We start from the raw sequence: 23,579 nt of genomic DNA, 5'->3' as shown, positions 1-23,579 counted from the left end.
GTCAGCTCCCCTTCGGCGGCACGAGCTGCAGGTACACGGTGGTGAGCACCAGGTTCAGCACGAACAGCAGCAGGAACGTGATGACCACGGACTGGTTCACCGCGTCGCCGACGCCCTTCGGCCCGCCCTTGGGGTTCAGCCCGCGGTAGGCGGCCACGACCCCGGCGACGAAGCCGAAGATCAGCGCCTTGATCTCGCTGATCCACAGGTCGGGCAGCTGGGCCAGCGCGGAGAAGCTCGCCAGGTACGCGCCCGGCGTCCCGTGCTGCATGATCACGTTGAAGAAGTAGCCGCCGAGCACGCCGACGACGCTGACCATGCCGTTGAGGAAGATCGCGACCCCCATCGCGGCCAGCACCCGCGGCACGATCAGCCGCTGCACGGGCGAGACCCCGAGGACCTCCATGGCGTCGATCTCTTCGCGGATGGTCCGCGAACCGAGGTCGGCGCACATCGCACTGCCGCCCGCACCGGCGATGAGCAGCGCGGTGACGATCGGGCTGGCCTGCTGGATGATCGCGAGCACGCTCGCCGCGCCGGTGAACGACTGCGCGCCGATCTGCGTGGTCAGCGACCCGATGTGCAGCGCGATCACCGCGCCGAACGGGATGGAGACCAGCGCGGTCGGCAGGATCGAGACGCTCGCGATGAACCAGAACTGCTGGATCAGCTCACGCACCTGGAACGGGCGGCGGAACGTCAGCCGGACGACGTCGAGCCCCAGCCCGTAGAGCCGTCCGGTCTGCCGCAGCGCGGCGGCCCCGGGGAACGACGTCGTCGTCGTCCGTTCGGCCATTCGTGTGCCTCCCCAGCGGTTTCGGCGGCACGCCGAATACACCCGAGGTGAGCAAAGGGAAATGGTCCGAACGGGGTAACAATTGTCGGCCATTCACGGTCTCGGGGGACGCCGTGCCGTTTCCTACTGGTCGGTACGCTAACGACGGCCCTGCTGGGAGACAAGAACTTGAGCAGGATCACGCGGTCACGGGCTGGTAACCGCGCATTTCTTGTCGAGTACTGACAAACGGATCGGATCTTGTTGTCAGCGAAGGGAAAGAAAAACGCTCTGTGAGTCTGGTGCCGCGGTGCGACCTGCACGGTCGTGACCATTCCCGCTCACCGGAACACCGGGCTGGACGGCCACGCGGGGAGGGTAGGTCCCCGTGTGCCGCACGTCCAGAGTTGCGCCTCGGCCCCGCTGCCGCGAATGACTCATGGGGGCCGTCGGTGGTCTCGAATGGGTCATTCGCGACGTTCGGGTCGGGCTCTGCCGGGGGGTGGGGAGGTCATGAACGACTCTTTCACTGCGTCTGGTGAGGTGAAAGGGTCGTTCATGACGTCCCGGGCCGGCTCGGCAGCCGCGCACGTCCGGAGTTGCGCCTCGGCCCCGGCTGCCGTGAACGACTCATTAGGGACGTTGGTGGTCTCGAATGGGTCGTTGGCGACGTTCGGATCGGGCTCTCCCGGGTGGGGCCGGGTGGTCGTGAACGACTCTTTCACTGCGTCTGGTGAGGTGAAAGGGTCGTTCATGACCTCCCCGCGCCGGCTCGGTAGCCGCACGTCCAGCAGCCGCCGGGCCGTGTCAGGCCGGGAAGGCGCGCGAGCCGGCACTCAGGACTTGAGGCCGGCCACCAGTTCGTACGACCGCACCCGGTCCGCGTGCCCGTGCACCATCGTCGTGATCATCAGCTCGTCCGCGCCCGTGTCGCCGAGCAGCTGCTCGAACCCCTTCTGGACCGTCTCCGGCGAGCCGACGATGCTCGACCCGAACCGCTCGGCCAGGAACGCCCGGTCCATCTCCGTGTACGGGTACTCCGCGGCTTCCTCCGGCGTCGGCAGCGCGATCGGCCGCCCGCGGCGCAGGCTCAGGAACGTCAGCCCCGACGGCCCCGCCAGGAACTGCGCGCGCTCGTCCGTCTCCGCCGCGACCACGGACACGCCGAGCATCACGTACGGCTCGGAAAGAACCGGAGAAGGCTGGAAGTTCTCCCGGTACAGCTGCACAGCCGGGATCGTGTTCTCCGCCGCGAAGTGGTGTGCGAACGAGAACGGCAGCCCGAGACGCCCGGCGAGCTGGGCGCTGAAGCCGCTCGAACCCAGCAGCCACACCGGCGGCTGGTTGCCCTCGGCGACCACCGCGTTGACGCCGCGGGCCTCCGAGTGGGTGAAGTAGCCGATCAGCTCCTGCAGGTGCTCGGGGAAGTTGTCCGCCGACAGCCCGCCGGGGCCGCGCAGAGCGAGCGCCGTGCGCTGGTCGGTGCCCGGGGCGCGGCCGATGCCGAGGTCGATGCGGCCCGGGTGGAACGCCTCCAGCGTGCCGAACTGCTCGGCGACCACCAGGGGCGCGTGGTTGGGCAGCATCACGCCGCCCGAGCCGACGCGGATGCGCTCGGTCGCGTCGGCGACGTGGCCGATCAGCACCGACGTCGCCGAGCTGGCGATGCCGGGCATGTTGTGGTGCTCGGCCAGCCAGTAGCGGTTGAAGCCCAGCCGTTCCGCGGCGCGGGCGAGGTCCAGGGTGTTGCGCAGCGTCTCGCCGACGGTGTTCCCCTCCGACACGGGGGACAGGTCGAGCACGGACAGCGGCACGTCAGGCAGTGAGCTCACAACCGGGTCCAACGCCCCGGTGCCCGCATTGCTTCCCGGCCGCCGGTGACGATCTTCACGCCGTTCGCGCCGAACGGCCACGGGCCGGGCCGCAGTGGGGATACGGTGGCCGAACCGGAAAAAGAGAAACAGGAGGACGGGTGCCGCGTCCGGAGCGACCCTTGGATCCCGGGGACGATCTGCTGACCGAATTCGCCGCCGATCTCCGGCGTTTGCGCGAGAGCGCCGGGAACCCCACTTATCGCGAGCTCGGCCGGCGCGCGCACTACTCGGCCGGCACGCTGTCCGAAGCCGCCGGTGGGCGGAAACTCCCCAGCTTGGCCGTCACTCTGGCCTACGTCCGGGCCTGCGGCGGGGCCCCCGGGGAATGGGAAGAGCGGTGGCACGCCGTCGCCGAAGAGTCGCGCCGGGACGGTGCCGATTCACCGCCCGAGCCCGAATCCGGGGAAATCCCGCCTTACGTCGGCCTGTCCGCATTCACCTCAGCTGATGCGCGGCGATTCTTCGGCCGGGACAAGCTGATCGAAAAGCTCGTCGCGCGACTGGCGGGACAACGTTTTCTCGCCGTGCTCGGCGCCTCCGGCTCGGGCAAGTCCTCGCTGCTGCGCGCCGGCCTCCTGCCCGCCGTCAAGGGCCCGGTGGTGCTGCTCACCCCGGGCGCCCGGCCACTGCAGGAGTGCGCGGTCAAGTTCGCGGCCGCGCTCGGCGTCCCGGCCGGCGCCCTGCTCGACGACTTCGCCGCGCACCCGCGCAACCTCGGCCTCGCCGCCCGCCAGCTGACCGACGACGGCGCCGAGGACGTCGTGCTCGTCGTCGACCAGTTCGAAGAGGTCTTCACGCTCTGCCAGGACGAGCAGGAGCGGGCCCGCTTCCTCGACGCGCTGGTCGCCGCCACCGCCGGCCCGGACAGCCGGACGCGCGTGGTGCTCGGCATCCGCACCGACTTCTACACCCACTGCGCGCGGCACGCGGTGCTCGCCGAGGCGATGCAGGACGCCCAGGTCCTGGTCGGCCCGATGACCACCGAGGAGCTCCGGCAGGCGATCTCGCGGCCCGCCGTCGACACCGGTCACCGCGTCGAGAACGCGCTGGTCTCCCGGCTCGTCGCGGACGCCACCGGCCAGCCCGGCGTGCTGCCGCTGCTCTCGCACGCGCTGCTGGAGACGTGGCGGCGGCGCCGCGGCACCACGCTCACCCTGGCCGGCTACGAGTCGACCGGCGGCATCGAGCGGGCCATCGCGCAGACGTCCGAAGGCACCTTCGGGAAGCTCTCGGGCCGCCAGCAGCGGCTGGCCCGGCAGATCTTCCTCCGGATGACCGCGCTCGGCGAAGGCACCGAAGACACCAAGCGCCGGATCGGCCGCGCCGAGCTGGACACCGACGACGAAGACACCGCCGTCGTCCTCGGCGAGCTGGCTTCGGCCCGGCTGGTCGCCCTCGACGACACCGGCATCGAAATCGCCCACGAAGCCCTCATCCGCGGCTGGCCGCGGCTGCGCGAGTGGCTCACGCAGGACCGCGAAGGCCTGCGCGTGCACCGGCAGCTCACCGAGGCGACCGACGCGTGGGAGTCCGTCGACGAAGACCCCGGCTGGCTCTACCGCGGCACCCGGCTGGCCGTCGCGCGGGAGTGGGCCGCGCGCCAGGACGCCGCGCTGTCCCGGCGGGAACGGCGGTTCCTCGACGCGAGCCTCGCCGTCGAGCACGCCGAGCGGGAGCGCGACCGCCGTCGCACCCGGCGGCTGCGGCAGCTGGTCGCGCTGCTCGCGGTGCTGCTCGTCTTCGCGGTCGGCGCCACCGTCTACGCCGTGCGCGCCGAGTCGACGGCCACCGACCAGCGCAACAACGCGCTCGCGCAGAAGGTCGCGAGCCAGGCGCTGGCCATGCGCGCGACCAACCCCGCGCTGGCCGCGCAGCTCGCGCTCGCCGCGTACCGCCTCGACCCGGGCGCCGACGAGCGCAGCAGCGTCCTCGGCATGTTCGCGACGCCGTACTCGACCCGGCTCACCGGGCACACCGGCCGCGTCAACACCGTCGCCCTCCGCCCGGACGGCCGGGTCATGGCCACCGCGAGCTGGGACAACACCGCGCGGCTGTGGGACATCGCCGACCCGCACCACCCGGTGCCGCTGGGCACCCTCGGCGGGCACACCGCCAACGTCAACAACGTCGCCTTCGCCGCCGACGGCCGGACCGCCGCCACCGCGAGCTTCGACGGCACCGTCCGCGTCTGGGACGTCTCCGACCCGGCGCGCCCCGGCCCCGGCACCGTGATCGAGAAGCACGAAGGCAAGGCCTACGCCGTCGCCTTCAGCCCGGCCGGGCCGCTGCTGGCGACCGCCGACGTCACCGGCACGCTCCGGCTCTACGACACCACCGACCCGGCCCGCCCGCGCCCGCTCGGCGAGCTGACCGGGCACACCTCCTACGTCAACAACCTCGCCTTCAGCGCCGACGGCAAGCTGCTCGCCTCCGCGTCGGCCGACAAGACCGCGCGGCTCTGGGACGTCGCTTCGCGGACGCAGCTCGGCGTCGCCACCGGGCACACCGACGTCGTGCACTCGGTGGCGTTCAGCCCCGGCGGGCACACCCTCGCCACGGCGAGCCAGGACCAGACCGCGCGGCTGTGGGACGTCACCGACCCGGCCCGGCCCGCGCAGCTGGCGTCGCTCACCGCGCACAAGGCGACCGTGCGCTCGGTCGCGTTCACCGCCGACGGGCGCACCCTCGCGACCACCGGCTTCGACCGCACTGCGCGGTTGTGGGACGTCACCGACCCGAAGCAGCCCCGCGAGCGGCTGGCCCTGCCCGGGCACATCGGCGTGGTCGGCTCCGCGGTGTTCACCCGCGACGGCCGCACCCTCGCCACGGCCAGCGACGACCAGACGGCCCGGCTCTGGGACCTGCCCGGCCCCGGCATCCCGGCGCACACGGCCCAGGCCTGCCACGTCGCCTTCGGCCGCGACGGCAGGCTGCTCGCCACGAGCGGCTACGACGAAGCCGTCCGGCTGTACGACCGCGCGGACCCGGCCGCGCCCCGGCTCCTCGCCACGATCGGCGGGTTCGGCAACGCGGTCTGCGGCGTCGCGATCAGCCCGGACGGCCGCACGCTGGCCACCGGCAGCTGGGACCACACGATGGCGGTGCGGGACATCACCGACCCGGCGCACCCGGGCCCGCAGACGGTGTTCAACCGCTACCACGACGACATCGACGCGGTCGCCTTCAGCCCGGACGGCCGGTTCCTCGCGACGGCGGGCGACGGCCACACCGCGCGGCTGTGGGACCTCGCCGACCGCCTCCACCCGGTCGAGATCGCCAAGCTGGAGGGCCACGAGGACGACGTCCACACGCTCGCGTTCAGCCCCGACGGCCGCACGCTCGCCACCGCCGGCTGGGACCACACCGCGCGGCTCTGGGACGTCTCCGCGCCGCGGGCCCCGCGGACGCTGGCGAAGCTCGACGGCCACACCGACACGATCTTCTCGGTCGCCTTCAGCCCCGACGGCAAGCGCGTCGCGACCGCGAGCGCCGACCGCACGGTCCGGCTCTGGGACGTCACGACCCCCGCGCCGGTCGCCACGGTGCTGGCCGGGCACACCGACATCGTCATGTCGGTGTCCTTCAGCGGCGACGGCCGGACGCTCGCCACCGGCAGCTACGACCGGTCGGTCCGGCTGTGGGACGTCGCCACCGCGGCCCCGGCGGCGGTGCTGCCCGAAGAACGGGATCGCGTCTACGCCGTGCAGTACGCGCCCGACGGGCACACACTGGCGGGAGCGGGCGCGGACGGCACGGTGCGGCTGTGGGAAACCGATCCCGGCCGCGCGGCCGAGCGGATCTGCGCGGTGGCGGCCCCCCGGATCAGCGAAGCCGAGTGGACGGCGAGCCTGCCGGGCCTCGACTACACCCCGCCCTGCCCCTGACGTTGTTCGGCGTTGTTGTTCGGTGGCGCCGCGCGGACACCGAACAACGCGGATCGGCTAGACATGCCCTCGGACGGAAACGTCCCCGAGACGTTCATTTCACCGGGGGTCTGAAGGGCCCCTTCAAGGGCACGGGAACCCCGCCTCCCGCCCCTCGAAGGGGCCCTTCAGCGTCTCTGGGCGAAGGTCAGGCCGGCGGCAGCCAGTCCGGGTTCGAGGCCAGCACGATCAGCTGCTGCGTCGCCCGGGTCAGCGCCACGTACAGCACCCGCCGCCCGGTCGTCGACTCGGTGATCAGGTCGTTCGGCTCCACGAGGACCACCGCGTCGTACTCCAGGCCCTTCGAATCCAGGCTGCCGACGACCTTCAGCCGCTCGTCCGCCTGCCCCGACAGCCAGCCCGCGACCTCCGGCACCCGGTCCATGGCCGTGATGACGCCGACCGTGCCCTCGACCCCGCCCAGCAGCTCCTTCACCGCCGCCTGCGTCGCCGACGCCAGGCCGGTGGCGTCCACCGGGCGGACCTCCGGCTCCACGCCCGTCTTGCGCACGGCCACCGGCAGCTCGCCCGACTCCGCGTGCCCGGCCACCACCTTCGCCGCCAGGTCGAAGATCTCCGCCGAGTTCCGGTAGTTCGTGCGCAGCGTGAACCGCCGGCGGGCGGTCTTGACGCCGAATGCCTGGTCGCGCGCCTGAGCCGCCTCCGCGGGGTCCGGCCAGGAGCTCTGCACCGGGTCGCCGACGACGGTCCAGCTCGCGTACTTGCCGCGCCGCCCGACCATCCGCCACTGCATCGGCGAGAGGTCCTGCGACTCGTCCACGACCACGTGCGAGTACTCGTCGTAGTGCTCGGGCCGCGTCGGTGTCCCGCCGGAGCGCTGCGGCTCCACCTCGATCACCTGGCGGCGCTTGCGCTTCGGCGGCGGCCCGATCAGCACGCGCAGCTCGTCCAGCAGCGCCACGTCGGCGATCGACCAGCCCCGCGACCGGTCCGCGAGGTCCGCGGCCAGCATCGAGATCTCGCCGCGGTTCAGGATGCCCTTCGACGCCGCCGCGAGCCGCTTCTCCTCGCCCAGCCACTTGAGGATCTGCGCCGGGTACAGCACCGGCCACCACACGACCAGGAACCGGTGGAAGTCGATCCGCTCGCCCAGTTCGGTGATCAGGTCGGCCCGCTCGAACGGCTTGCCGTCGGCCTTCGCGTACTCCTCGGCCTTCGCCGCCAGCGCGTCGAGCAGCAGCTCGGCGGCCCGGATCCGCGACCGGTTCGGCGGCGCGCCCTGCGTGTGGGCCTTGCGGCGCACCTTCTCCAGGTCGCGCGCGTTCAGCTTCAGGACTTCGCCGCGGTAGACGATCCGCATCTCGTCGGGTGCCTCCGGCGGGGTGTCCCGCAGCGCCCGCAGCAGGATCTTCCGCATCCGCAGCGACCCCTTGACCGCGGCGAGCGGCGCCGCGTCCTGCCGCGTCGCCTCCAGGCCGTCGAGGACCTCGCCGAGCGCGCGCAGTTCGACGTTCGTCTCCCCCATCGAGGGGAGGACGCGCGAGATGTAGCTGGTGAACACGCCGGACGGCCCGATCACGAGCACGCCGGCCCCGCCGAGCTGGCGGCGGTAGCGGTAGAGGAGGTAGGCCGCGCGGTGCAGCGCGACGGCGGTCTTGCCGGTGCCCGGCCCGCCGGTGATCTCGGTGACGCCGCGCCACGGCGCCCGGATGACCTCGTCCTGCTCCTTCTGGATGGTCGCGACGATGTCGCGCATGCGTTCGCCGCGCGAACGCCCCAGCGCGGCCATCAGCGCGCCTTCGCCGACGATCTGCATGTCCTCGGGCACGGCGTCGGCGATCAGCACGTCGTCGTCGACGTCGAGGACGTTCTGGCCGGAGCAGCGGATCACGCGCCGCCGCACGACGTCCATCGGCTCCTCGGCCGTGGCCTGGTAGAACGCGGCCGCGGCCGGCGCGCGCCAGTCCGTGACGAGGTTGTCGAACTCGGCGTCGCGGATGCCGAGCCTGCCGACGTAGGTGCGTTCGGCGTCGTCGAGGTGGTCGAGCCTGCCGAAGACGAGACCCTCGTACTCGGCGTCGAGCGTCTGGAGCGTCTGATTGGCGTGGTAGACCATCATGTCCCGCTCGAACAGCATCGACGCCTGTTCGAAGATCGCCTCGCGCTGCGCGCCCTGGCCGATCTCGTAGCCCTTCGTGCGCATCGCCTCGGCTTGGGCACGCAGTTCGTCCAGACGGGTGTACACGCGATCGACGTGGGCTTGTTCGATGGCGATCTCGGCCCGTCTGACCCGAGGTTCCGACACGCATGGCTCCTTGACAGCTCTGGATCGCCTCCGAGGGCGAAGAACGACTCTACGCGTCGGCTTCCGCCCGCACACCGATGTCCCGGCCATCAGTGCCCCGTGTCATCGAATGCCGGCGGGGGTCCGGGTGGCGGAGCCCCCGGCGTGGGGTGCGGGGCGCGGCCCCGCAAGGCGCTGCCGCACAATCGGGGGGGTGACCAGGATCGTGGCCGGAACGGCGGGCGGACGGCGGCTCAAGGTGCCGCCCAAGGGCACCCGGCCGACGTCGGAACGCGTGCGGGAAGCCCTGTTCAACGCGCTGGAGACGGCGGGGGAGCTGGAGGGCGCCCGCGTCCTCGACCTCTACGCGGGCTCCGGGGCGCTCGGCCTCGAAGCGCTTTCGCGCGGCGCGTCGGACGCGCTGTTCGTGGAGTCCGACCGGCGCGCGGTGGAGGTGCTGCGCGGCAACGTCGCGGCGCTGGGCCTGGGCGGCACCGTCCGGGCCGGGCAGGTCGAGGCCGTCGTCGCCGCGCCCGCGCCCGCTTCCTACGACCTGGTGCTGGCCGACCCGCCCTACGCCGTGGACGCGGCGGCGCTCGGGTCCGTGCTGGCGGCGCTGGCCGCGGGCGGCTGGCTGGGCCGGGCGGCGCTGGTGGTGGTCGAGCGCGCGGCCCGCGACGGCGAGCCGGACTGGCCGCCCGGCTTCGCGCCCTCGCGCGCGAAGAAGTACGGCGACACGGCGGTCTTCTGGGCCGAGTACACGCCTGTGGCGTGAGCCACGCGGCGGAAACGGGGTGCGGCACGGTAGCGTCCGCGCCATGCGGCGTGCGGTCTGTCCCGGTTCCTACGATCCGGCCACCAACGGGCACCTCGACATCATCGAGCGGGCGGCCCAGCTGTTCGACGAGGTCGTCGTCGCGGTGGGGGTGAACCGGTCGAAGAAGGGGCTCTTCGAGGTCCCCGAGCGGCTCGAGATGCTCCGCGAGATCACCGCGAAGCTCGGCAACGTGCGGATCGACTCGTGGGAAGGCCTGCTGGTCGACTACTGCCGCGACAACGGCATCGTGGCGATCGCCAAGGGCCTGCGCTCGGTCAGCGACTTCGACTACGAGCTGCAGATGGCGCAGATGAACCGCGAGCTCACCGGCGTCGAGACGCTGCTGATGGCGAACAACCCGGCGTACGGGTTCGTGTCCAGCTCGCTGGTCAAGGAGGTCGCCGCGCTCGGCGGCGACATCGAGCACCTGGTGCCGCCGATCGTCTACGAGCGCCTCACGGAGAAGTTCCCGAAGCTCGGGGCCTGACTCTCCACAAGGGACTTCCCGCAACCCGGGACGCCCGGTTCCCGTCGTTCGGCCCCCTACGTTCGTCGGAACTTGCCGCCCGGGGTGGCGGAGTTCACGTTCCCGTCTTCTGACGATCATTCGATCGGGTTACGGTCCGAAAATGACCAACTACCGATCACGCCTGGTCGCGGTTCTCTTCGCGCTCCTGGCCACGTTGTTCACGGGGGTCACCGCCGCCGAAGCGGTGACGAGTTCGCCCGCCGTCGCGGAGCAGAACTCCTGCGGGGACCTGTCGGGCTTCACGCACAAGGCGCTTTCGTCGCTGCCGGCGGAGGCGACGACGACGTACAACCTGATCCAGAAGGGGGGCCCGTTCCCGTACCCGAAGAACGACGGAGTCGTCTTCGACAACCGGGAAGGCATCCTCCCGTCCTGCACGTCGGGCTACTACCACGAGTACACGGTGCCGACCCCCGGTTCGAGCACCCGCGGCACGCGCCGCATCGTGACCGGCTCGGGCGGCGAGTACTTCTACACGGGCGACCACTACGCGACGTTCCAGGTGATCGACGTCGGCGGCACCACCACCCACGCGTGCGGCGACCTGTCCGGCCTGGCGAAGATCGGCTACTCGCAGCTCTCGGCGGCGGCCCGCGCGGTCGTGGACAGCGCCCGGAACGGCACCTCGGCGGGGACGACGTACGAGAACCGCGAAGGCGTGCTCCCGGCCTGCGCGTCCGGCTACTACAAGCTGTTCGCGGTGGGCACGAACGACCGGGTGATCTCGGGCGGGGCGGGCGAGCTGGCCTACACCCCCGACCACTACGCCACGTTCAAGCGCGTCGACCTGAACTCCTGATCTCCGGCCGCGGCGCCGGGGGAGGACACGCCCGGCGCCGTGCGCCTTCACCGGTTCGGCGCGGGCAGCGGGCAGACTGGTCACAGCGACAGGGGATTGGAGTTGCCGTGTACCGGGTTTTCGAGGCGCTCGACGAGCTCGTCACCATCGTCGAGGAGGCGCGCGGCGTCCCGATGACGTCCAGCTGCGTGGTGCCGCGCGGCGACGTGCTGGAACTCCTGGACGACGTCCGCGACGCACTGCCGGCGGAGGTCGACGACGCCCAGGACGTCCTCGACAAGCGCGACGACCTGATCCACGCCGCCCGCAAGGAAGCGGGCGAAGCGGTGGCGGGCGCGAACGCCGAGGCCGAGCGGACGATCGCCGAGGCGACCGACGAGGCCGAGCGCATCCTGGCCGACGCGCGCGCCCGCGCGGAAGCGATGCTCGCCGACGCCCACGACCAGGCCGACCGCACGGTCGCGGCGGGCCAGGCCGAGTACCAGAACCTCACCGACCGCTCCCGCGCGGAGTCCGAGCGCATGGTCCAGGCCGGCCGCGACGCCTACGACCGCGCCATCGAGGACGGCCGTGCGGAGCAGTCCAGGCTGGTCGCCCAGACGGAGGTCGTCCAGGCGGCCCACGCCGAGTCGGCCCGCATCGTCGACGAGGCCCACGCGGAGGCCGACCGCCAGCGCCAGGACTGCGACGCGTACGTGGACGGCAAGCTGGCGGAGTTCTCGGAGCTGCTGGCGACGACGCTGCGAACGGTGGATTCGGGCCGCAACCACCTGCGTTCCCCGGCCAACCTCCCGAGCGGCGGCGGCCGGCCCACGCTGTACGACTACCAGGTGTGACGAGCTTCTCAGCCACGCGCTCGCGACCCTCCACGCACCCCTGCCGGCCCGGCCTGCACCGTCCCGGGCCCGAACCACTGGCGGCCACTGCGTACCCTGGACAGGATGTCCGAGAACAAGACCCCCCAGCTCGACGACCGAAGCCCCTGGGTGATCGACACCCGTGAGCTCGGCCGTCACGCCGGCCTCAGCCGCGCCGTCCAGCGCAGCGTGCCGGTGGAGACGCCGCTCGGCGTCCCCGACGTCATCACCATCGAGGCGGGTTCCGAGCTCGAGCTCGACCTGATGCTCGAATCCGTCGTCGAAGGCGTCCTGGTCAGCGGCACCGCCACGGCGATCGCCAAGGGCGCCTGCGCCCGCTGCCTCGACCCGCTGACCGAAGAGGTCGAGGTCGAGGTCCAGGAGCTGTTCGCCTACCCGGGGTCGGCCACCGAGGAGACCACCGACGAGGACGAGATCCCCCGGCTGGTCGACGACCGGATCGACCTCGAACCCACCGTCCGCGACGCGATCGTGCTGGCCCTGCCGCTGGCCCCGCTGTGCACCGAAGACTGCGCCGGGCTCTGCATCGACTGCGGCGTCAAGTGGGCCGATCTCGAGCCCGGACACGGGCATGAGAAGATAGATCCTCGGTGGGCCGCACTCGTCGAGCGCTTCGACGAGGACGCGGGCGAAATGCCCGGGCCCCACTGAAAAAGCAGAACCTGACGAGCGTCCAGCTCGATCCGGTGAGAAAGTTCGCTCGCACGACCGCGAGCAGACCGTCTTAAGGAGATCTACTCGTGGCCGTCCCGAAGCGGAAGATGTCGCGATCCAACACGCGCTCCCGCCGCAGCCAGTGGAAGGCGGCTCCGGTGCAGCTGGTGCCCTGCTCCAACCGCGCCTGCAAGCAGCCGAAACTCCAGCACATCGCGTGCCCGTCGTGCGGCCAGCACAACGGCCGCCAGGTCGTCGAGCCCGCCTGATCGGACAGCCGACATGGGGGGCAAGACGCCCGGGGGACCACCAGCCGATCCGGCGCCGTTGCTCGAGGCGCTCGGGGTCACACTCGACCCCGAGCTGCTCGGGCTGTCGCTGACCCACCGCTCGTACGCGTACGAGAACGGGGGCCTGCCGCCGAACGAGCGGCTGGAGTTCCTCGGTGACGCCGTGCTCGGCCTGGTCGTCACCGATCACCTGTACACCACGCATCCCGACCTGCCCGAGGGCCAGCTCGCGAAGCTCCGCGCCAGCGTCGTCAACATGCACGCGCTGGCCCGGGTCGCGCGCGGGCTCGGCGAGGGCGGGCTCGGGGCGCACCTGCTGCTCGGCAAGGGCGAAGAGCTCACCGGCGGCCGGGACAAGGCGAGCATCCTCGCCGACGGCCTGGAGGCGGTGATCGGTGCGACGTACCTCGCGCACGGCATCGAGATCGCCCGCAAGCTCGTGCACCACCTCTTCGACGGTCTGCTCGCCGAAGCGCCGTTGCGCGGGGCCGGGCTCGACTGGAAGACGAGCCTGCAGGAGCTGACGGCGTCGGCCGGTCTCGGCGTGCCCGAGTACCGGGTCGAGGACACCGGGCCGGACCACCGCAAGGAGTTCACGGCCACGGTGCTGGTCGCTTCGCGTCCGCTCGGCGACGGTTCCGGGTCGACGAAGAAGGAAGCGGAGCAGAAGGCCGCCGAGACGGCTTGGCGTTCGCTCTCCGCCGAACTCGAGGCACAGAAGAAGGACGAACCGGAGTCCTGATCACCGGGAACTTCCGTTGACGGTTCCGCCCGCCACTCAGTAGCGTGATGATCATCCGCCGCGCTGGAAACCACTGAGAGGTAGGGCGGATGCGTCTTTTCTTCGTTCCCCTGATCGCGGCGGCGCTCGTCGTCGTCCCCGGCCCGGCGGCTTCGGCCGCGACGATCCGGGTCACTTCGCTGTCGGCGTTGCAGTCCGCGCTCGACAAGGCCAATCCCGGCGACACGATCGCGCTCGCCGACGGTTCCTATTCCGCGGGCTCGACGCTGTCGATCAAGCGGTCCGGCACGGGTTCCGCGCCGGTGACCGTCGCCGCCGAGCACACCGGCCAGGCCACCATCACCGGCTCGAAGACGTTCGCCTTCGCGAGCGGCGTCTCGAACGTGGTGCTGCGCGGGTTCAAGTTCCGCAACGGCGCCTCGCTGACGGTGCCGGCCGGCGCGTCGAACAACCGCTTGACCCGCAACGACTTCCAGCTCACGACCGGCGGCAACTGGGTGACGGTCAGCGGCGACGACACCGTGCTCGACCGCAACGTCTTCCAGAACCGCACCAGCCAGGGTGTGTTCCTGCAGGTCCTCGGGCCGTCCGGCGGCATGGCGAAGCACGTCCACGTGCACCACAACTACTTCTACAACCACCAGTTCGGCGGGACGAACGGCGGCGAGTCGATCCGGCTCGGCCTCAGCGACCGCCAGTCGTACTCGGCGAACGCGCTGATCGAGAACAACCTCTTCGAGAAGGCCGACGGCGACAGCGAAGCCATTTCGGTCAAGTCGTCCGACAACGTCGTGCGCTACAACACGATCCGCGACAGCAAGGGCTACATCGTGCTGCGCCACGGCAACCGCAGCGTCGTCGAGGGCAACCTGCTGTTCGGCTCGGGCATCCGGTTCCACGGCAACGACCACAAGATCGTGAACAACTACGTGGCCGATTCCGGTGACCGCGCGATCGTGTTCGGCTCCGGCGACGAGGCCGACAGCGGGCCGACGAGCAAGCTCCACGACCGACCCGATCGGGTGACCGTCGCGTACAACACGGTGCTGGGGTCGAACAGCGTCATCGACGGCGACGGCGGCGACTTCAAACCGAAGGACTGCGTGGTCGCGGACAACGTCGTGAAGGGGACGTCCGGCACGCTGGTGACGCTGCCGAGCGGGTCGACCGTCAAGTACGAGGGCAACATCACCTTCGGCGGCACCGCGGGCATCCCGTCGCGCTCGGTCGACCCGAAGCTGGTCAAGGACGCGGCGGGGCTGTACCGGCTGGCCGCCGGGAGCCCGGCGATCGACGCCGGGGTGGGCTCGTACCCGTTCGCGGCGAAGGACTTCGACCTGCAGGCTCGCGCCGGCGCTTACGACGTCGGCGCCGACGAGTACCTCGCGTCCGGTGCGACCCGCGTTCCCCTGACGAAAGCCGACGTCGGACCGGCCGCTCCGTGAATTGTCGTACCTGCCGGGCACAATGAAGGCATGCCCGAACTCCCCGAGGTCGAAGTCGTCCGCCTGGGCCTGCAGGCGCACGTGGCGGGCCGGACCATCCGCGAGGCGGAGGTCCTGCACCCGCGCGCCATCCGGCGGCACGCGCTGGGTGCGGAGGACTTCACGCAGCGGCTGAGCGGCACCCGCGTCGAGGCGGCGCGGCGCCGCGGCAAGTACCTGTGGCTCGAGCTGTCGGACAAGGAGGCGCTGCTGGCGCACCTCGGGATGAGCGGGCAGATGCTCGTCCAGCCCGGGGGCGCGCCGGACGAGAAGCACCTGCGGGTCCGCCTGCGCTTCGCCGACGATGGCCCGGAGCTGCGCTTCGTCGACCAGCGCACGTTCGGCGGCCTGGCCCTCGACGACCTCAACGACGTGCTGCTCCCGGACACGATCGCGCACATCGCCCGCGACCCGATGGACCCGGCGTTCGACCTCGACGCGGCGGTGCGCGCGCTGCGTTCGCGGCGCACCGAGGTCAAGCGCGCGCTGCTGGACCAGACGCTGGTTTCGGGCATCGGCAACATCTACGCGGACGAAGCCCTGTGGCGCGCGAAGCTGCACTGGGCGCGGCCGACCGAGAAGCTGACGATGGCGAAGGGCCGCGAGCTCCTGTTGGCGGCGTCGGACGTGATGAACGCGGCACTGGGCGCGGGCGGCACGTCGTTCGACGCGCTGTACGTGAACGTGAACGGGCAATCCGGCTACTTCGACCGGTCCCTGGACGCGTACGGCCAGGAAGGCCTGCCGTGCCACCGCTGCGGCACGGCGATCCGGCGGGAGCCGTTCATGAACCGCTCGTCGTTCTTCTGCCCCCGCTGCCAGCCCCGGCCCCGGGCCAAACTTGGGTAGATAAATGGTGTTTGCCTTTCAGCTAGGATGAATACGCCTGGCAGCTGAGGGAGTGCATCGTGGTCAAGGAGCCCGGAAAGTCGACGCTGGCCGACAAGATCGACCGGCTGTTCCACGTGGTCCGCAGGCCCGATCGGGAGCCGTACAGCAACGAAGAGGTCGCGAAGGCCTGCCGCGAGGCCACGGGCGAAAGCTTTTCGACGACGTACTTGTGGCAGCTGCGCACCGGCCGCCGCGACAACCCGACCAAGCGCCACCTGGAAGCACTGGCCCGCTTCTTCGGCGTCCCCCCGGCGTACTTCTTCGACGACGAGCAGAGCAAGAAGATCGCCGAGGAGCTGGCCCTGCTGGGCGCACTGCGCGACGCGGGCGTCCGCGACCTGGCCCTCCGAGCGGTGACCCTGTCGGCCGACGGCCTCGACACCATCAGCGACATGATCGACGCGATCGCCCGAAGGGAGGCGGGCCGCGGGGCTCCGAAGAGGGAGAACTGAGGTGCCGCTGTTCGCGGTGCCGGCTTCTTGCGCCCTTACGCGGACGTGCTTTGTTCCGCTCAGGAGATCGAGCCGGCCCCCGGTCGCAGCCGTGAGCCGCCCCGCTCGCGCGGGCGGGCCGCCGGTGCCGGGAGCCGCGACCGAGTCGGCGCTGCCCCGCCCGTGAGGTGCAGCCGGCCAGGCCTCTTCCCGCCCAGCGACCCGAGTCGCCCTGCCACCCGTCCGCTCGCCGGGCGGGTCGCCGCCCCGAGCCCCCTCCGCTCGTGATGTCAGGCCTGCGGGACCACCTCCCTCGCCGGTCGCTCGGCTGGGCGGCGGCGGTGCTGCTCGCGAGGTCGGGCCTGCGGGACCACCTTCGTCGCCGGTGGCTCGGCGGCGGCGGCGGTGCTGCTCGCGAGGTCGGGCCTGCGGGACCACCTTCGTCGCCGGTGGCTCGGCGGCGGCGGCGGTGCTGCTCGCGAGGTCGGGCCGCGAGACCACCTTCGTCGCCGGTCGCTCGGCTCGGCGGCGGCGGTACCGCTCGCGTGGTCGGGCCCGCGGGACCACCGCCGCCACCGGTGCCTCGGCGAGGCGAGGCCGCCGCCCCGCTCGCGAGCCCCAGTCGGCAAGCGCCCCCTCCCAAGCCGCCCCGCCCCCTACGCTCGCGAGGCCGACCCGGCCCCCGATCGCCGGCATCCGGTGGTGGGATAGCGTCGACCTGGCGTGGCTGGGCCGTCCGGGTGTCCGATTCGCTTCCGTGGAACCCCATCCGGGACCTGAGCGTCCGAAGGTGCTCCGGCCGCGTATCCCCGCGGGGTTCGCCGCGTTGAACCGGCCGGGGCCGTTCGTGCGGGGTGGGTGGGGTGGAGGAGGCCTGATGGTGCGGCGACCTTCCTTGCGACGGCCGTCCCGCGCGTTGTGGCGGCGGGCGCGGCGGGTCGCCGACGGGGTCAGCCTGCCGGAGCCGTTCGATGCCGAGGCGTTCGTCGCCGGGCTGGCCGCCGAGCGGGGGCGGCCCATCGAGCTGATGCCGGTCAGCGCTCCCGAAGGCGCGCCGTGCGGTCTGCTGATGAGCACCGAACGCGCCGACTACATCCTCTACCCGACCGACACGACCGCGCTGCACCGGCGGCACATCCTGCTGCACGAGGTCGGGCACCTGCTGTGCGGTCACACGGGTTCCGACGCCGGTGCCGACGGCGTGGCCATCGACGCCGCCGCCGGGCGGCAGCTGATGCCGCACCTTTCGCCCGAGCTGGTGCGGCGGGTGCTCGGCCGGACCACCTACAGCGAGGTCGAGGAACGCGAAGCCGAACTGGTCGCGAGCCTGCTCGCCCAGCGCGTCGTGCGGCCCGAGGAGCGGCGTGAGCCGGCCGCCGACGTGCCCGAAGGCGTGCAGCGCTTCGACTCGCTCTTCGGCCGCGCGCGCCGCCGTTCGCCGTGATCGAGACCCTGGCCTACCTGCTGTGCGTGGTGGGCTTCGCGGGCTTCGGCTACAAGCTCGTCGAGGCGCGCCGCAGCCAGCCGGTGCGGACGATGTGGTTCCTCGCCGGGTTCGGCATCTGCATCGCCACCGGCATCATGGTGCTGACGCCGGCGATGGCGGCCCTCGTCGGCCCGGGCCCGGTCGGCGAGTGGGTCCTCAGCCTGGCCGGCGACGAGCTGAAGCTGGGCGCGATCGGGTTCGCCGTCGCCTTCACGCAGTCCGTGTGGCGCGGCGAAGGCGCGCGCCTGGCGCCGCACGCGCTGTTCACCGGCACGACGATGGCGCTGCTCGCGGTGTGCTTCACGCTGTCGCGGCCGCAACGCGTCGGCGACGACACGGTGTTCTCGCCCGCGACGCTGCCGTTCGCGCTCGCCGACAAGGTGGTGTTCCTGCTCTACAGCCTGATCAGCCTCGGGCTGCTGTTCGCGGTGTTCGTCCGCAGCGCGCGCCACGCGGAGCCGGGACCGCTGCGCGCCGGGCTGTGGCTGCTGGTCGTCGGCGTCGGCGCGGCGTTCGCGTGGACGTTCTGGGACGTCGACGACGTCCGGCAGCTCGCCCGGACAGCGCGCATCGGCGCCCGCGAGGACCTGCCGTCCTCGGTCCTCGCGGCGGCGACGGTCGGTTTCGTGACGGCGGGCGCGACCCTCAGCGCGTGGTCGCCGGCGGTCTCGTCGGTGATCGGCCGGGTCCGGGCATACCGGGCGTACCGCCGCATCGAGCCACTGTGGACGGCCCTGCGCACGGCGGTCCCGGGCATCGTCCTGGACCCGGGCCGCGAACTGGCGGGCGGCCCGGAGTTCGCGCTGTACCGCCGCGTCATCGAAATCCGCGACGGCCACCTCGCCCTGCGCGCCCACTTCGACCCGGACCTCCCCGCCCGAGCCGAGAAGGCGGCTCGCGACGAGGGCGTGAGCGAAGCGGACCTCCCCGCCACGATCGAGGCGATCACCCTCGCGGCGGCGATCGAAGCGGGCCGGGCCGGCCGCCGCTTCGACCCGGCGAAGGCGGCACCGGACGACCAGCCCGACGCGGAGGCGGACGTCGCGGCCGAGGCGGCGTGGCTGGTCCAGGTGAGCCGAGCCTGGCAACGCGACGCGGTGGTGGCCCGGCTCCGCGAGGCCGCACTCGGCTAGCGGATCGGGGCGGGGCCGTCAGCGGGGGTAGCGGGCTCCGTTCACCGTCACCCTCAGCGTGTACACCGAACTCGAAGCCGTGATGAACAGTTCGTTCCCGCGTGCGCCGCCGAACGTGAAGTTCGAGCAGATCTCCGGGAGGCGCAGCTTGCCGATCCGCGTGCCGTCCGGGTCGAAGCAGTGCAGGCCGTCGTGCGCCGCCGCCCAGACGCGGGCGTCGCTGTCCACGCGCAGCCCGTCGAACCCTCCGCTGTCGCTCGTCGCGAAGATCTCGCCGCCGGTCAGCTTCCCGTTCTCGCCGACTCCGAACACCCTGATGTGGCTGGGGTCCTGGCGGGTGTCCGCGATGTACAGCAGCGACTCGTCCGCCGAAAACGCCAGCCCGTTCGGGCGCGAGAAGTCGTCCGCGACGATCCGGACCTCCCCCGACGGGGCGACGCGGTAGACGTGGCAGCCGCCGATTTCGCTTTCCGCCTGGTACCCCTCGTAGTCGCTGTCGATGCCGTAACTCGGGTCGGTGAACCAGATTGACCCGTCCGAGTGCTCGACGACGTCGTTCGGGCTGTTCAGCCGCTTCCCCTCGAACTCCGACGCCAGCACCGTGATCGAGCCGTCGTGCTCGGTGCGCGTGACGCGGCGGAGGCCCTGCTCGCAGCTGATCAACCGTCCGTGGCGGTCGACGGTGTGCCCGTTCGCGTAGTGCGACGGCTGGCGGAAGACGCCGACCCGGCCCGTCGTCTCGTCCCAGCGCAGGGTGCGGTCGTTCGGGATGTCGCTGAACACGAGGTAGCGCCCGGCCGGGAAGTACGCCGGACCCTCGGTCCACCGGCAGCCGGTGTGCAGGCGCTGCGTCCACTCGTCGCCGTTGACGCGCTTGAACCGCTCGTCCAGCACTTCGAACTCGGTCTTGATCAGATCCATCGGTCACCCCTTCGAACGGAATCCCCACGATAGGCACGCAGCCGCACACGACGCAGGCGTATGCCGCGCCCGGTGGACACCCAGGCCCGAGCGGGCCCGACACGCCCGTCGGGCCCTCCGCCGTGCGCACTACTGTGCAATGCGTGGTACCTTCCCATGCGTAAGACTGGAGGGTGCAGTGGAGATCAGTCAGCTGCTCAAAGGGGTGCTCGATCTCGCCGTTCTCGCGGTGCTCCGCGACGAAGACGGCTACGGGTACGACGTCCTGCGAAGACTCAGGACCGCGGGACTGGACGAGGTGGGGGATGCCTCCGTGTACGGGACGCTGCGCCGGCTGTACAAGGCCGGCCTGCTCACTTCGTACGTGGTTCCCAGTGAAGAGGGCCCGCACCGCAAGTACTACAGCCTGAACGAGCCGGGCCGGGCGCGGCTCGCGGAGTCGGGCAAGACCTGGCAGAGCTTCGCACTGACGATGAACGTGCTTTTGGGAGAGGCAGCATGAGCGACAAGCCGACCGCCGTGCGGGTGTACCTGGCGCGGGTCCGCACCGCGCTCGCCGACCTGCCCGCGAGCGAGATCGAAGAGATCCTCGAGGACGTCCGCCCGCACCTGGCGGAGCTGGAAGCCGAACTCGGGGAGGGCGCCCGCGTCGAGGCGCTCATCGAACGGCTCGGGACGCCCGAGAGCTACGCCGCCGAGCTGCGGGCGTCCGGGGGGTACCCGCCGGCCGGGGAGGGCGCGACACAGGTGCTCGCGACGGCGGCCGCGCCCAGCCTGGCGAAGCCGCGGATCGCCCTGTGGGGCCTGGTGCTCTGCGCGGTCGCGCTGGCGCTGCTGGCGTTCGGCGCCGCGATCAGCATCCACGCCGACGTGCTGCTGGGGACGCTGCTGTTCCTGCCGGTGTTCCTGATCAGCCTCGCGCTGCTGCTGCGCGGCGGGGTCGGGCCGGTGCTGGCGCTCCCGGAGGTGAGCTGGCTGCGGGGCGCGCTGGCGAAGGGGCGCGAGCAGGACGACACCGGGCGGGTGCTGCGCTGGCTGGGCTCGATGAAGCCGGCGTGGTGGGTGCTGTGCGCCGTGGTGCTGCTCGGCTTCGGCGTCCTGCTGATGATGCGCCAGCGCAGCGCCGTGCTGCTGCTGCCGTTCCTGCTCGTGGCCGCGGCCGGGATCGTGTGGGCCGGCCCGCGGGTGCGCGGCGACCGGCGGCTGCTGTGGCTGGTCGTGCCGGTTTCGGCATTCGTCGTCGGCGGAGCGCTCGGCGGGTTCGGTGCCGCGGTCGACCTCATCTCGAACCGGTACTACCCCTCGCAGCAGTCGTCGTACTACCCCTCGTCGTCCGACCGGTACGGCAACCAGCAGCTCACCTACGGCGGCGAGGAGGTCGAGAACGTCTACGCGTTCGACGCCGAGGGCAAGCCGCTGACGGAGGTCTACCTCTACGACGAGCGGGGCCGGCCGCTCGCGCTGACCCGCTACGGCTGCGAACGCTCGAGCGGCACCAAGGAGAAGATCGGCGAGGACAACCGGTTCCCGCGCCCGAAGATCGAGCAGGGCGTCACCGACAGCCGGGGCGACTACAACGGCTACTACGGCAACCGCGCCGCCTGCCGCGAGGACGCGGGCGTGCCGTTCAGCGCCGCGATCCCGAAGGTGACGGTCCCGCCGTCGAGCACGAGCACACCGGCACCCGCTACTTCTTCGTCCGCGCCGGCCACGCCGACGCCGACGAAGTAACGGGGGGACGAACGCCGGGAGCGCGGGTCGGGGCCCGCTCCCGGCGTTCACCCGATGCGAACGCGCCGGAAACGTCCCGCGAACGCGCGCGTGCTGAGCTGGGCGGGTGCTCTCGGACAGCTTCGCCCCGCGGACCCGGGTGGTCCACGGGCACGAGCGTGCCTACCGGATGGCCGGGCGCGGCCCGGCGGTGCTCTTCCTGCACGGGATCGGCGACGACTCCTCGACGTGGCTCGAGCTGCTGACGTCGCTGGCGGACGACTTCACGGTCATCGCGCCCGACCTGCTCGGCCACGGCTTCTCCGCTAAACCGCGCGCGGACTACTCGGTCGCGGCGTACGCGTGCGGCATGCGCGACCTGCTGACGACGCTCGACGTCGACCGGGTGACGGTGGTCGGGCACTCCCTCGGCGGCGGGGTCGCGATGCAGTTCGCCTACCAGTTCCCGGAACGCTGCGAACGCCTGGTGCTGGTCGGCTCCGGCGGCGTCGGGGCGGGCGTCCACCCGCTGCTGCGGCTGGCGGCGGCGCCGGGGGCGGGGCTGGTGCTGCCCTTGCTGGGCGCGCGGCAGGCGTTGCCGGTGCTGCGCGGGCTCGCCGGGCTGCTGCGGTTCTCCGAAGACCTCGACTACGTGCTCGCCCGCTACCTCCGGCTGGTCGAGCCGGACACGCGCTCGGCGTTCCTGCGGACGTTGCGCTCGGTCGTCGACTGGCGCGGGCAAGTGGTCAACATGCTGGACCGCTGCTACCTGACCGAGGGGATCCCGACGCTGCTGGTGTGGGGAACCGAGGACCGCGTCGTGCCGAGCGGGCACGCGCTGCGGGCGCACCGGGCGATGCCGGGCAGCCGGCTGGTGCTGTTCGAGGGCGCGGGGCACTTCCCGCACCGGTCGGACCCCGCGCGGTTCGCCGAGGTCCTGCGGGAGTTCTTGGACTCGGCCCCGGCGGCCCGGTACGACCGGGCCCGGTGGGGTGACCTGCTGCGGGCGGGACGGCCGGCCGGGACACCGGATCCCGCGGTGGTGCCGGACCCGGCGGTGTCGTCGGGGACCTGAGCAGCCCCCGTTTTCCACGCTACCGGCGGGCACCGACAGTTCCGGGCGCCGACGGTTCCGGGCACCGACGGTTCCGGGTGGCCGGACCACGGCGAACACCGGGCCGGGGTCCGCTCCTGACACGACGAAGGCCGCCTCCGGAGCACCGGGGGCGGCCTTCGATCGTCAGTGGGTCAGTGGGTCAGTGGCCGAAAGCGCTGCGGGCCGCGAGGTCCGCCAGCAGCGCGCGGCCCTTCTCGGCGTTGCGGGGCTGGGACAGCACGTCGTAGCGGCGCGCCACCAGCTGGCTCTGCGAGACGAACCCGCGCTTGTTGCGGTTCACCGCGTATCCCAGAGCGCCGAACAGCAGGTTGAACCCGAGGCCGGCCACCAGGCCGATCACGATCGGGACCAGGCCCGCGCCCGGGTTCAGCAGGCTGAGGACCAGGCCGAGGAACAGACCGAACATCGCGCCGGACGTCGCCGCGCTGCCCAGGACCTTGCCCCAGGACATCTTGCCCGCGATGCGCTCGACGAGCATCGGCTCGACGCCCACGATCGTGACGTCGGTGACCGGGAAGTCCGTGCCCGCGAGGTGGTCGACCGCGCGCTGCGCCTGCTCGTAGGACTCGTAGGAACCGATCGGCCAGCCGGTGGGCAGGGTCGGCAGCTGGGGTCGCGCCTGCTGCTGTCCGATCGTGTTCTGCTGCGTGAATGCTGTGGTCATCGATCTCACCTCTCCTGCCCCGTACAACGCGGGAGTACCCCGGAATCCTCCCACGCCGCAAGATTCACAGACTCTTCTCAGCCGGGCAAACCGTGCAATCCGGCCCGCGCCCGGCGCCGCCGCCGACGGCTCGCTCAATGGTTCAGGAAAATACCTTTGTTCCGGTTGACCCGGCGGGGCTGACCGGGTAGGAAGAACCGGCAAAGGATTCATACC

21 protein-coding genes are annotated in these 23,579 nt (G+C 71.8%); 16 read left to right on the top strand and 5 right to left on the bottom strand.

Annotation, left to right across the window (positions count from 1 at the left end; translation table 11 throughout):
* Position 1: 1 nt before the first annotated feature.
* Complete coding sequence (locus tag ACLJQM_RS30170) at positions 2-796, bottom strand: MlaE family ABC transporter permease (RefSeq protein ID WP_360774222.1); 795 nt, start codon at positions 794-796, stop codon at positions 2-4.
* Positions 797-1,611: 815 nt separating this feature from the next.
* Entirely contained in the window at positions 1,612-2,607 is a 996-nt protein-coding gene (locus ACLJQM_RS30165; protein WP_360774219.1) for an LLM class flavin-dependent oxidoreductase, read from the bottom strand.
* Between the two features lie 161 nt (positions 2,608-2,768).
* Between ACLJQM_RS30165 and ACLJQM_RS30160 the strand changes: the two genes are divergently transcribed.
* On the top strand, positions 2,769-6,533 hold the full coding sequence (locus tag ACLJQM_RS30160) for a hypothetical protein (RefSeq protein WP_410633690.1): 3,765 nt from the start codon (positions 2,769-2,771) through the stop codon (positions 6,531-6,533).
* A 187-nt stretch (positions 6,534-6,720) separates the two neighbouring features.
* Here ACLJQM_RS30160 and ACLJQM_RS30155 read toward each other — a convergent pair whose 3' ends face one another.
* A complete protein-coding gene (locus ACLJQM_RS30155; RefSeq protein WP_410633688.1) occupies positions 6,721-8,838 on the bottom strand; it encodes a HelD family protein in 2,118 nt (705 codons plus the stop codon).
* A 193-nt stretch (positions 8,839-9,031) separates the two neighbouring features.
* Here ACLJQM_RS30155 and rsmD point away from each other — a divergent pair, with 193 nt between their 5' ends.
* From rsmD to ACLJQM_RS30095, 12 genes are all read left to right on the top strand, one after another.
* Positions 9,032-9,592, top strand: a complete 561-nt coding sequence (rsmD, locus tag ACLJQM_RS30150) for a 16S rRNA (guanine(966)-N(2))-methyltransferase RsmD (protein ID WP_410633686.1) — start codon at positions 9,032-9,034, stop codon at positions 9,590-9,592.
* A 43-nt stretch (positions 9,593-9,635) separates the two neighbouring features.
* A complete protein-coding gene (coaD, locus tag ACLJQM_RS30145) occupies positions 9,636-10,121 on the top strand; it encodes a pantetheine-phosphate adenylyltransferase (RefSeq protein ID WP_247013297.1) in 486 nt (161 codons plus the stop codon).
* Positions 10,122-10,263: 142 nt separating this feature from the next.
* Positions 10,264-10,962 carry a ribonuclease domain-containing protein gene (locus ACLJQM_RS30140; protein WP_410633685.1) on the top strand — a complete coding sequence of 233 codons (699 nt, stop codon included), beginning with the start codon at positions 10,264-10,266 and terminating at the stop codon, positions 10,960-10,962.
* 107 nt (positions 10,963-11,069) lie between these two features.
* Positions 11,070-11,798 carry a DivIVA domain-containing protein gene (locus ACLJQM_RS30135; protein ID WP_247013293.1) on the top strand — a complete coding sequence of 243 codons (729 nt, stop codon included), beginning with the start codon at positions 11,070-11,072 and terminating at the stop codon, positions 11,796-11,798.
* 105 nt (positions 11,799-11,903) lie between these two features.
* Positions 11,904-12,491 (top strand): YceD family protein, encoded by a 588-nt coding sequence (locus ACLJQM_RS30130; RefSeq protein WP_410633684.1) that lies wholly within the window; start codon positions 11,904-11,906, stop codon positions 12,489-12,491.
* An 89-nt stretch (positions 12,492-12,580) separates the two neighbouring features.
* Positions 12,581-12,763: a 50S ribosomal protein L32 gene (rpmF, locus tag ACLJQM_RS30125; protein ID WP_013223689.1), complete on the top strand. Its 183-nt coding sequence runs from the start codon at positions 12,581-12,583 to the stop codon at positions 12,761-12,763.
* A gap of 13 nt (positions 12,764-12,776) precedes the next feature.
* The gene (gene rnc, locus ACLJQM_RS30120; protein ID WP_247013289.1) at positions 12,777-13,526 is read left to right on the top strand and encodes a ribonuclease III; all 750 of its coding nucleotides are present in this window, start codon (positions 12,777-12,779) and stop codon (positions 13,524-13,526) included.
* An 89-nt stretch (positions 13,527-13,615) separates the two neighbouring features.
* Positions 13,616-14,971, top strand: a complete 1,356-nt coding sequence (locus ACLJQM_RS30115; RefSeq protein WP_360774206.1) for a polysaccharide lyase 6 family protein — start codon at positions 13,616-13,618, stop codon at positions 14,969-14,971.
* 30 nt (positions 14,972-15,001) lie between these two features.
* A complete protein-coding gene (gene mutM / locus ACLJQM_RS30110) occupies positions 15,002-15,859 on the top strand; it encodes a bifunctional DNA-formamidopyrimidine glycosylase/DNA-(apurinic or apyrimidinic site) lyase (RefSeq protein ID WP_410633683.1) in 858 nt (285 codons plus the stop codon).
* Between the two features lie 59 nt (positions 15,860-15,918).
* Entirely contained in the window at positions 15,919-16,353 is a 435-nt protein-coding gene (locus tag ACLJQM_RS30105; RefSeq protein ID WP_247013283.1) for a helix-turn-helix domain-containing protein, read from the top strand.
* 856 nt (positions 16,354-17,209) lie between these two features.
* Positions 17,210-17,776 (top strand): hypothetical protein, encoded by a 567-nt coding sequence (locus ACLJQM_RS30100; protein WP_360774200.1) that lies wholly within the window; start codon positions 17,210-17,212, stop codon positions 17,774-17,776.
* Positions 17,773-18,951: an MAB_1171c family putative transporter gene (locus ACLJQM_RS30095; protein WP_410633681.1), complete on the top strand. Its 1,179-nt coding sequence runs from the start codon at positions 17,773-17,775 to the stop codon at positions 18,949-18,951. Before ACLJQM_RS30100 ends, ACLJQM_RS30095 begins: the two co-directional genes overlap by 4 nt.
* Before the next feature lie 18 nt (positions 18,952-18,969).
* Here ACLJQM_RS30095 and ACLJQM_RS30090 read toward each other — a convergent pair whose 3' ends face one another.
* A complete protein-coding gene (locus tag ACLJQM_RS30090; protein WP_410633680.1) occupies positions 18,970-19,872 on the bottom strand; it encodes an SMP-30/gluconolactonase/LRE family protein in 903 nt (300 codons plus the stop codon).
* A gap of 178 nt (positions 19,873-20,050) precedes the next feature.
* Here ACLJQM_RS30090 and ACLJQM_RS30085 point away from each other — a divergent pair, with 178 nt between their 5' ends.
* The 3 genes from ACLJQM_RS30085 to ACLJQM_RS30075 all read left to right on the top strand — a co-directional run bounded on the left by ACLJQM_RS30085 (position 20,051) and on the right by ACLJQM_RS30075 (position 22,657).
* A complete protein-coding gene (locus tag ACLJQM_RS30085) occupies positions 20,051-20,374 on the top strand; it encodes a PadR family transcriptional regulator (protein ID WP_160697098.1) in 324 nt (107 codons plus the stop codon).
* A complete protein-coding gene (locus ACLJQM_RS30080) occupies positions 20,371-21,603 on the top strand; it encodes a DUF1700 domain-containing protein (RefSeq protein ID WP_410633678.1) in 1,233 nt (410 codons plus the stop codon). Before ACLJQM_RS30085 ends, ACLJQM_RS30080 begins: the two co-directional genes overlap by 4 nt.
* A 169-nt stretch (positions 21,604-21,772) precedes the next feature.
* Positions 21,773-22,657 (top strand): alpha/beta fold hydrolase, encoded by an 885-nt coding sequence (locus ACLJQM_RS30075; protein WP_410634069.1) that lies wholly within the window; start codon positions 21,773-21,775, stop codon positions 22,655-22,657.
* Between the two features lie 181 nt (positions 22,658-22,838).
* On the opposite strand, the gene ACLJQM_RS30070 is transcribed toward ACLJQM_RS30075, so the two are convergent.
* A complete protein-coding gene (locus tag ACLJQM_RS30070; protein WP_247013271.1) occupies positions 22,839-23,363 on the bottom strand; it encodes a general stress protein in 525 nt (174 codons plus the stop codon).
* Positions 23,364-23,579: the final 216 nt, after the last annotated feature.

Origin of the sequence: Amycolatopsis sp. cmx-4-83, assembly GCF_046548815.1 — a bacterium.
Lineage (GTDB): Bacteria > Actinomycetota > Actinomycetes > Mycobacteriales > Pseudonocardiaceae > Amycolatopsis > Amycolatopsis pretoriensis_A.
This window is presented reverse-complemented; position numbering and strand designations above follow the sequence as displayed.

Excerpts from the sequence above, each read along its gene's own strand:
- ACLJQM_RS30170 (WP_360774222.1), bottom strand. The coding sequence starts at position 796 with ATGGCCGAACGGACGACGACGACGTCGTTCCCCGGGGCCGCCGCGCTG.
- coaD (WP_247013297.1), top strand. The coding sequence starts at position 9,636 with ATGCGGCGTGCGGTCTGTCCCGGTTCCTACGATCCGGCCACCAACGGG.
- ACLJQM_RS30140 (WP_410633685.1), top strand. The coding sequence starts at position 10,264 with ATGACCAACTACCGATCACGCCTGGTCGCGGTTCTCTTCGCGCTCCTG.
- ACLJQM_RS30130 (WP_410633684.1), top strand. The coding sequence starts at position 11,904 with ATGTCCGAGAACAAGACCCCCCAGCTCGACGACCGAAGCCCCTGGGTG.
- rnc (WP_247013289.1), top strand. The coding sequence starts at position 12,777 with ATGGGGGGCAAGACGCCCGGGGGACCACCAGCCGATCCGGCGCCGTTG.
- ACLJQM_RS30115 (WP_360774206.1), top strand. The coding sequence starts at position 13,616 with ATGCGTCTTTTCTTCGTTCCCCTGATCGCGGCGGCGCTCGTCGTCGTC.
- mutM (WP_410633683.1), top strand. The coding sequence starts at position 15,002 with ATGCCCGAACTCCCCGAGGTCGAAGTCGTCCGCCTGGGCCTGCAGGCG.
- ACLJQM_RS30100 (WP_360774200.1), top strand. The coding sequence starts at position 17,210 with ATGGTGCGGCGACCTTCCTTGCGACGGCCGTCCCGCGCGTTGTGGCGG.
- ACLJQM_RS30090 (WP_410633680.1), bottom strand. The coding sequence starts at position 19,872 with ATGGATCTGATCAAGACCGAGTTCGAAGTGCTGGACGAGCGGTTCAAG.
- ACLJQM_RS30080 (WP_410633678.1), top strand. The coding sequence starts at position 20,371 with ATGAGCGACAAGCCGACCGCCGTGCGGGTGTACCTGGCGCGGGTCCGC.
- ACLJQM_RS30075 (WP_410634069.1), top strand. The coding sequence starts at position 21,773 with ATGGCCGGGCGCGGCCCGGCGGTGCTCTTCCTGCACGGGATCGGCGAC.
- ACLJQM_RS30070 (WP_247013271.1), bottom strand. The coding sequence starts at position 23,363 with ATGACCACAGCATTCACGCAGCAGAACACGATCGGACAGCAGCAGGCG.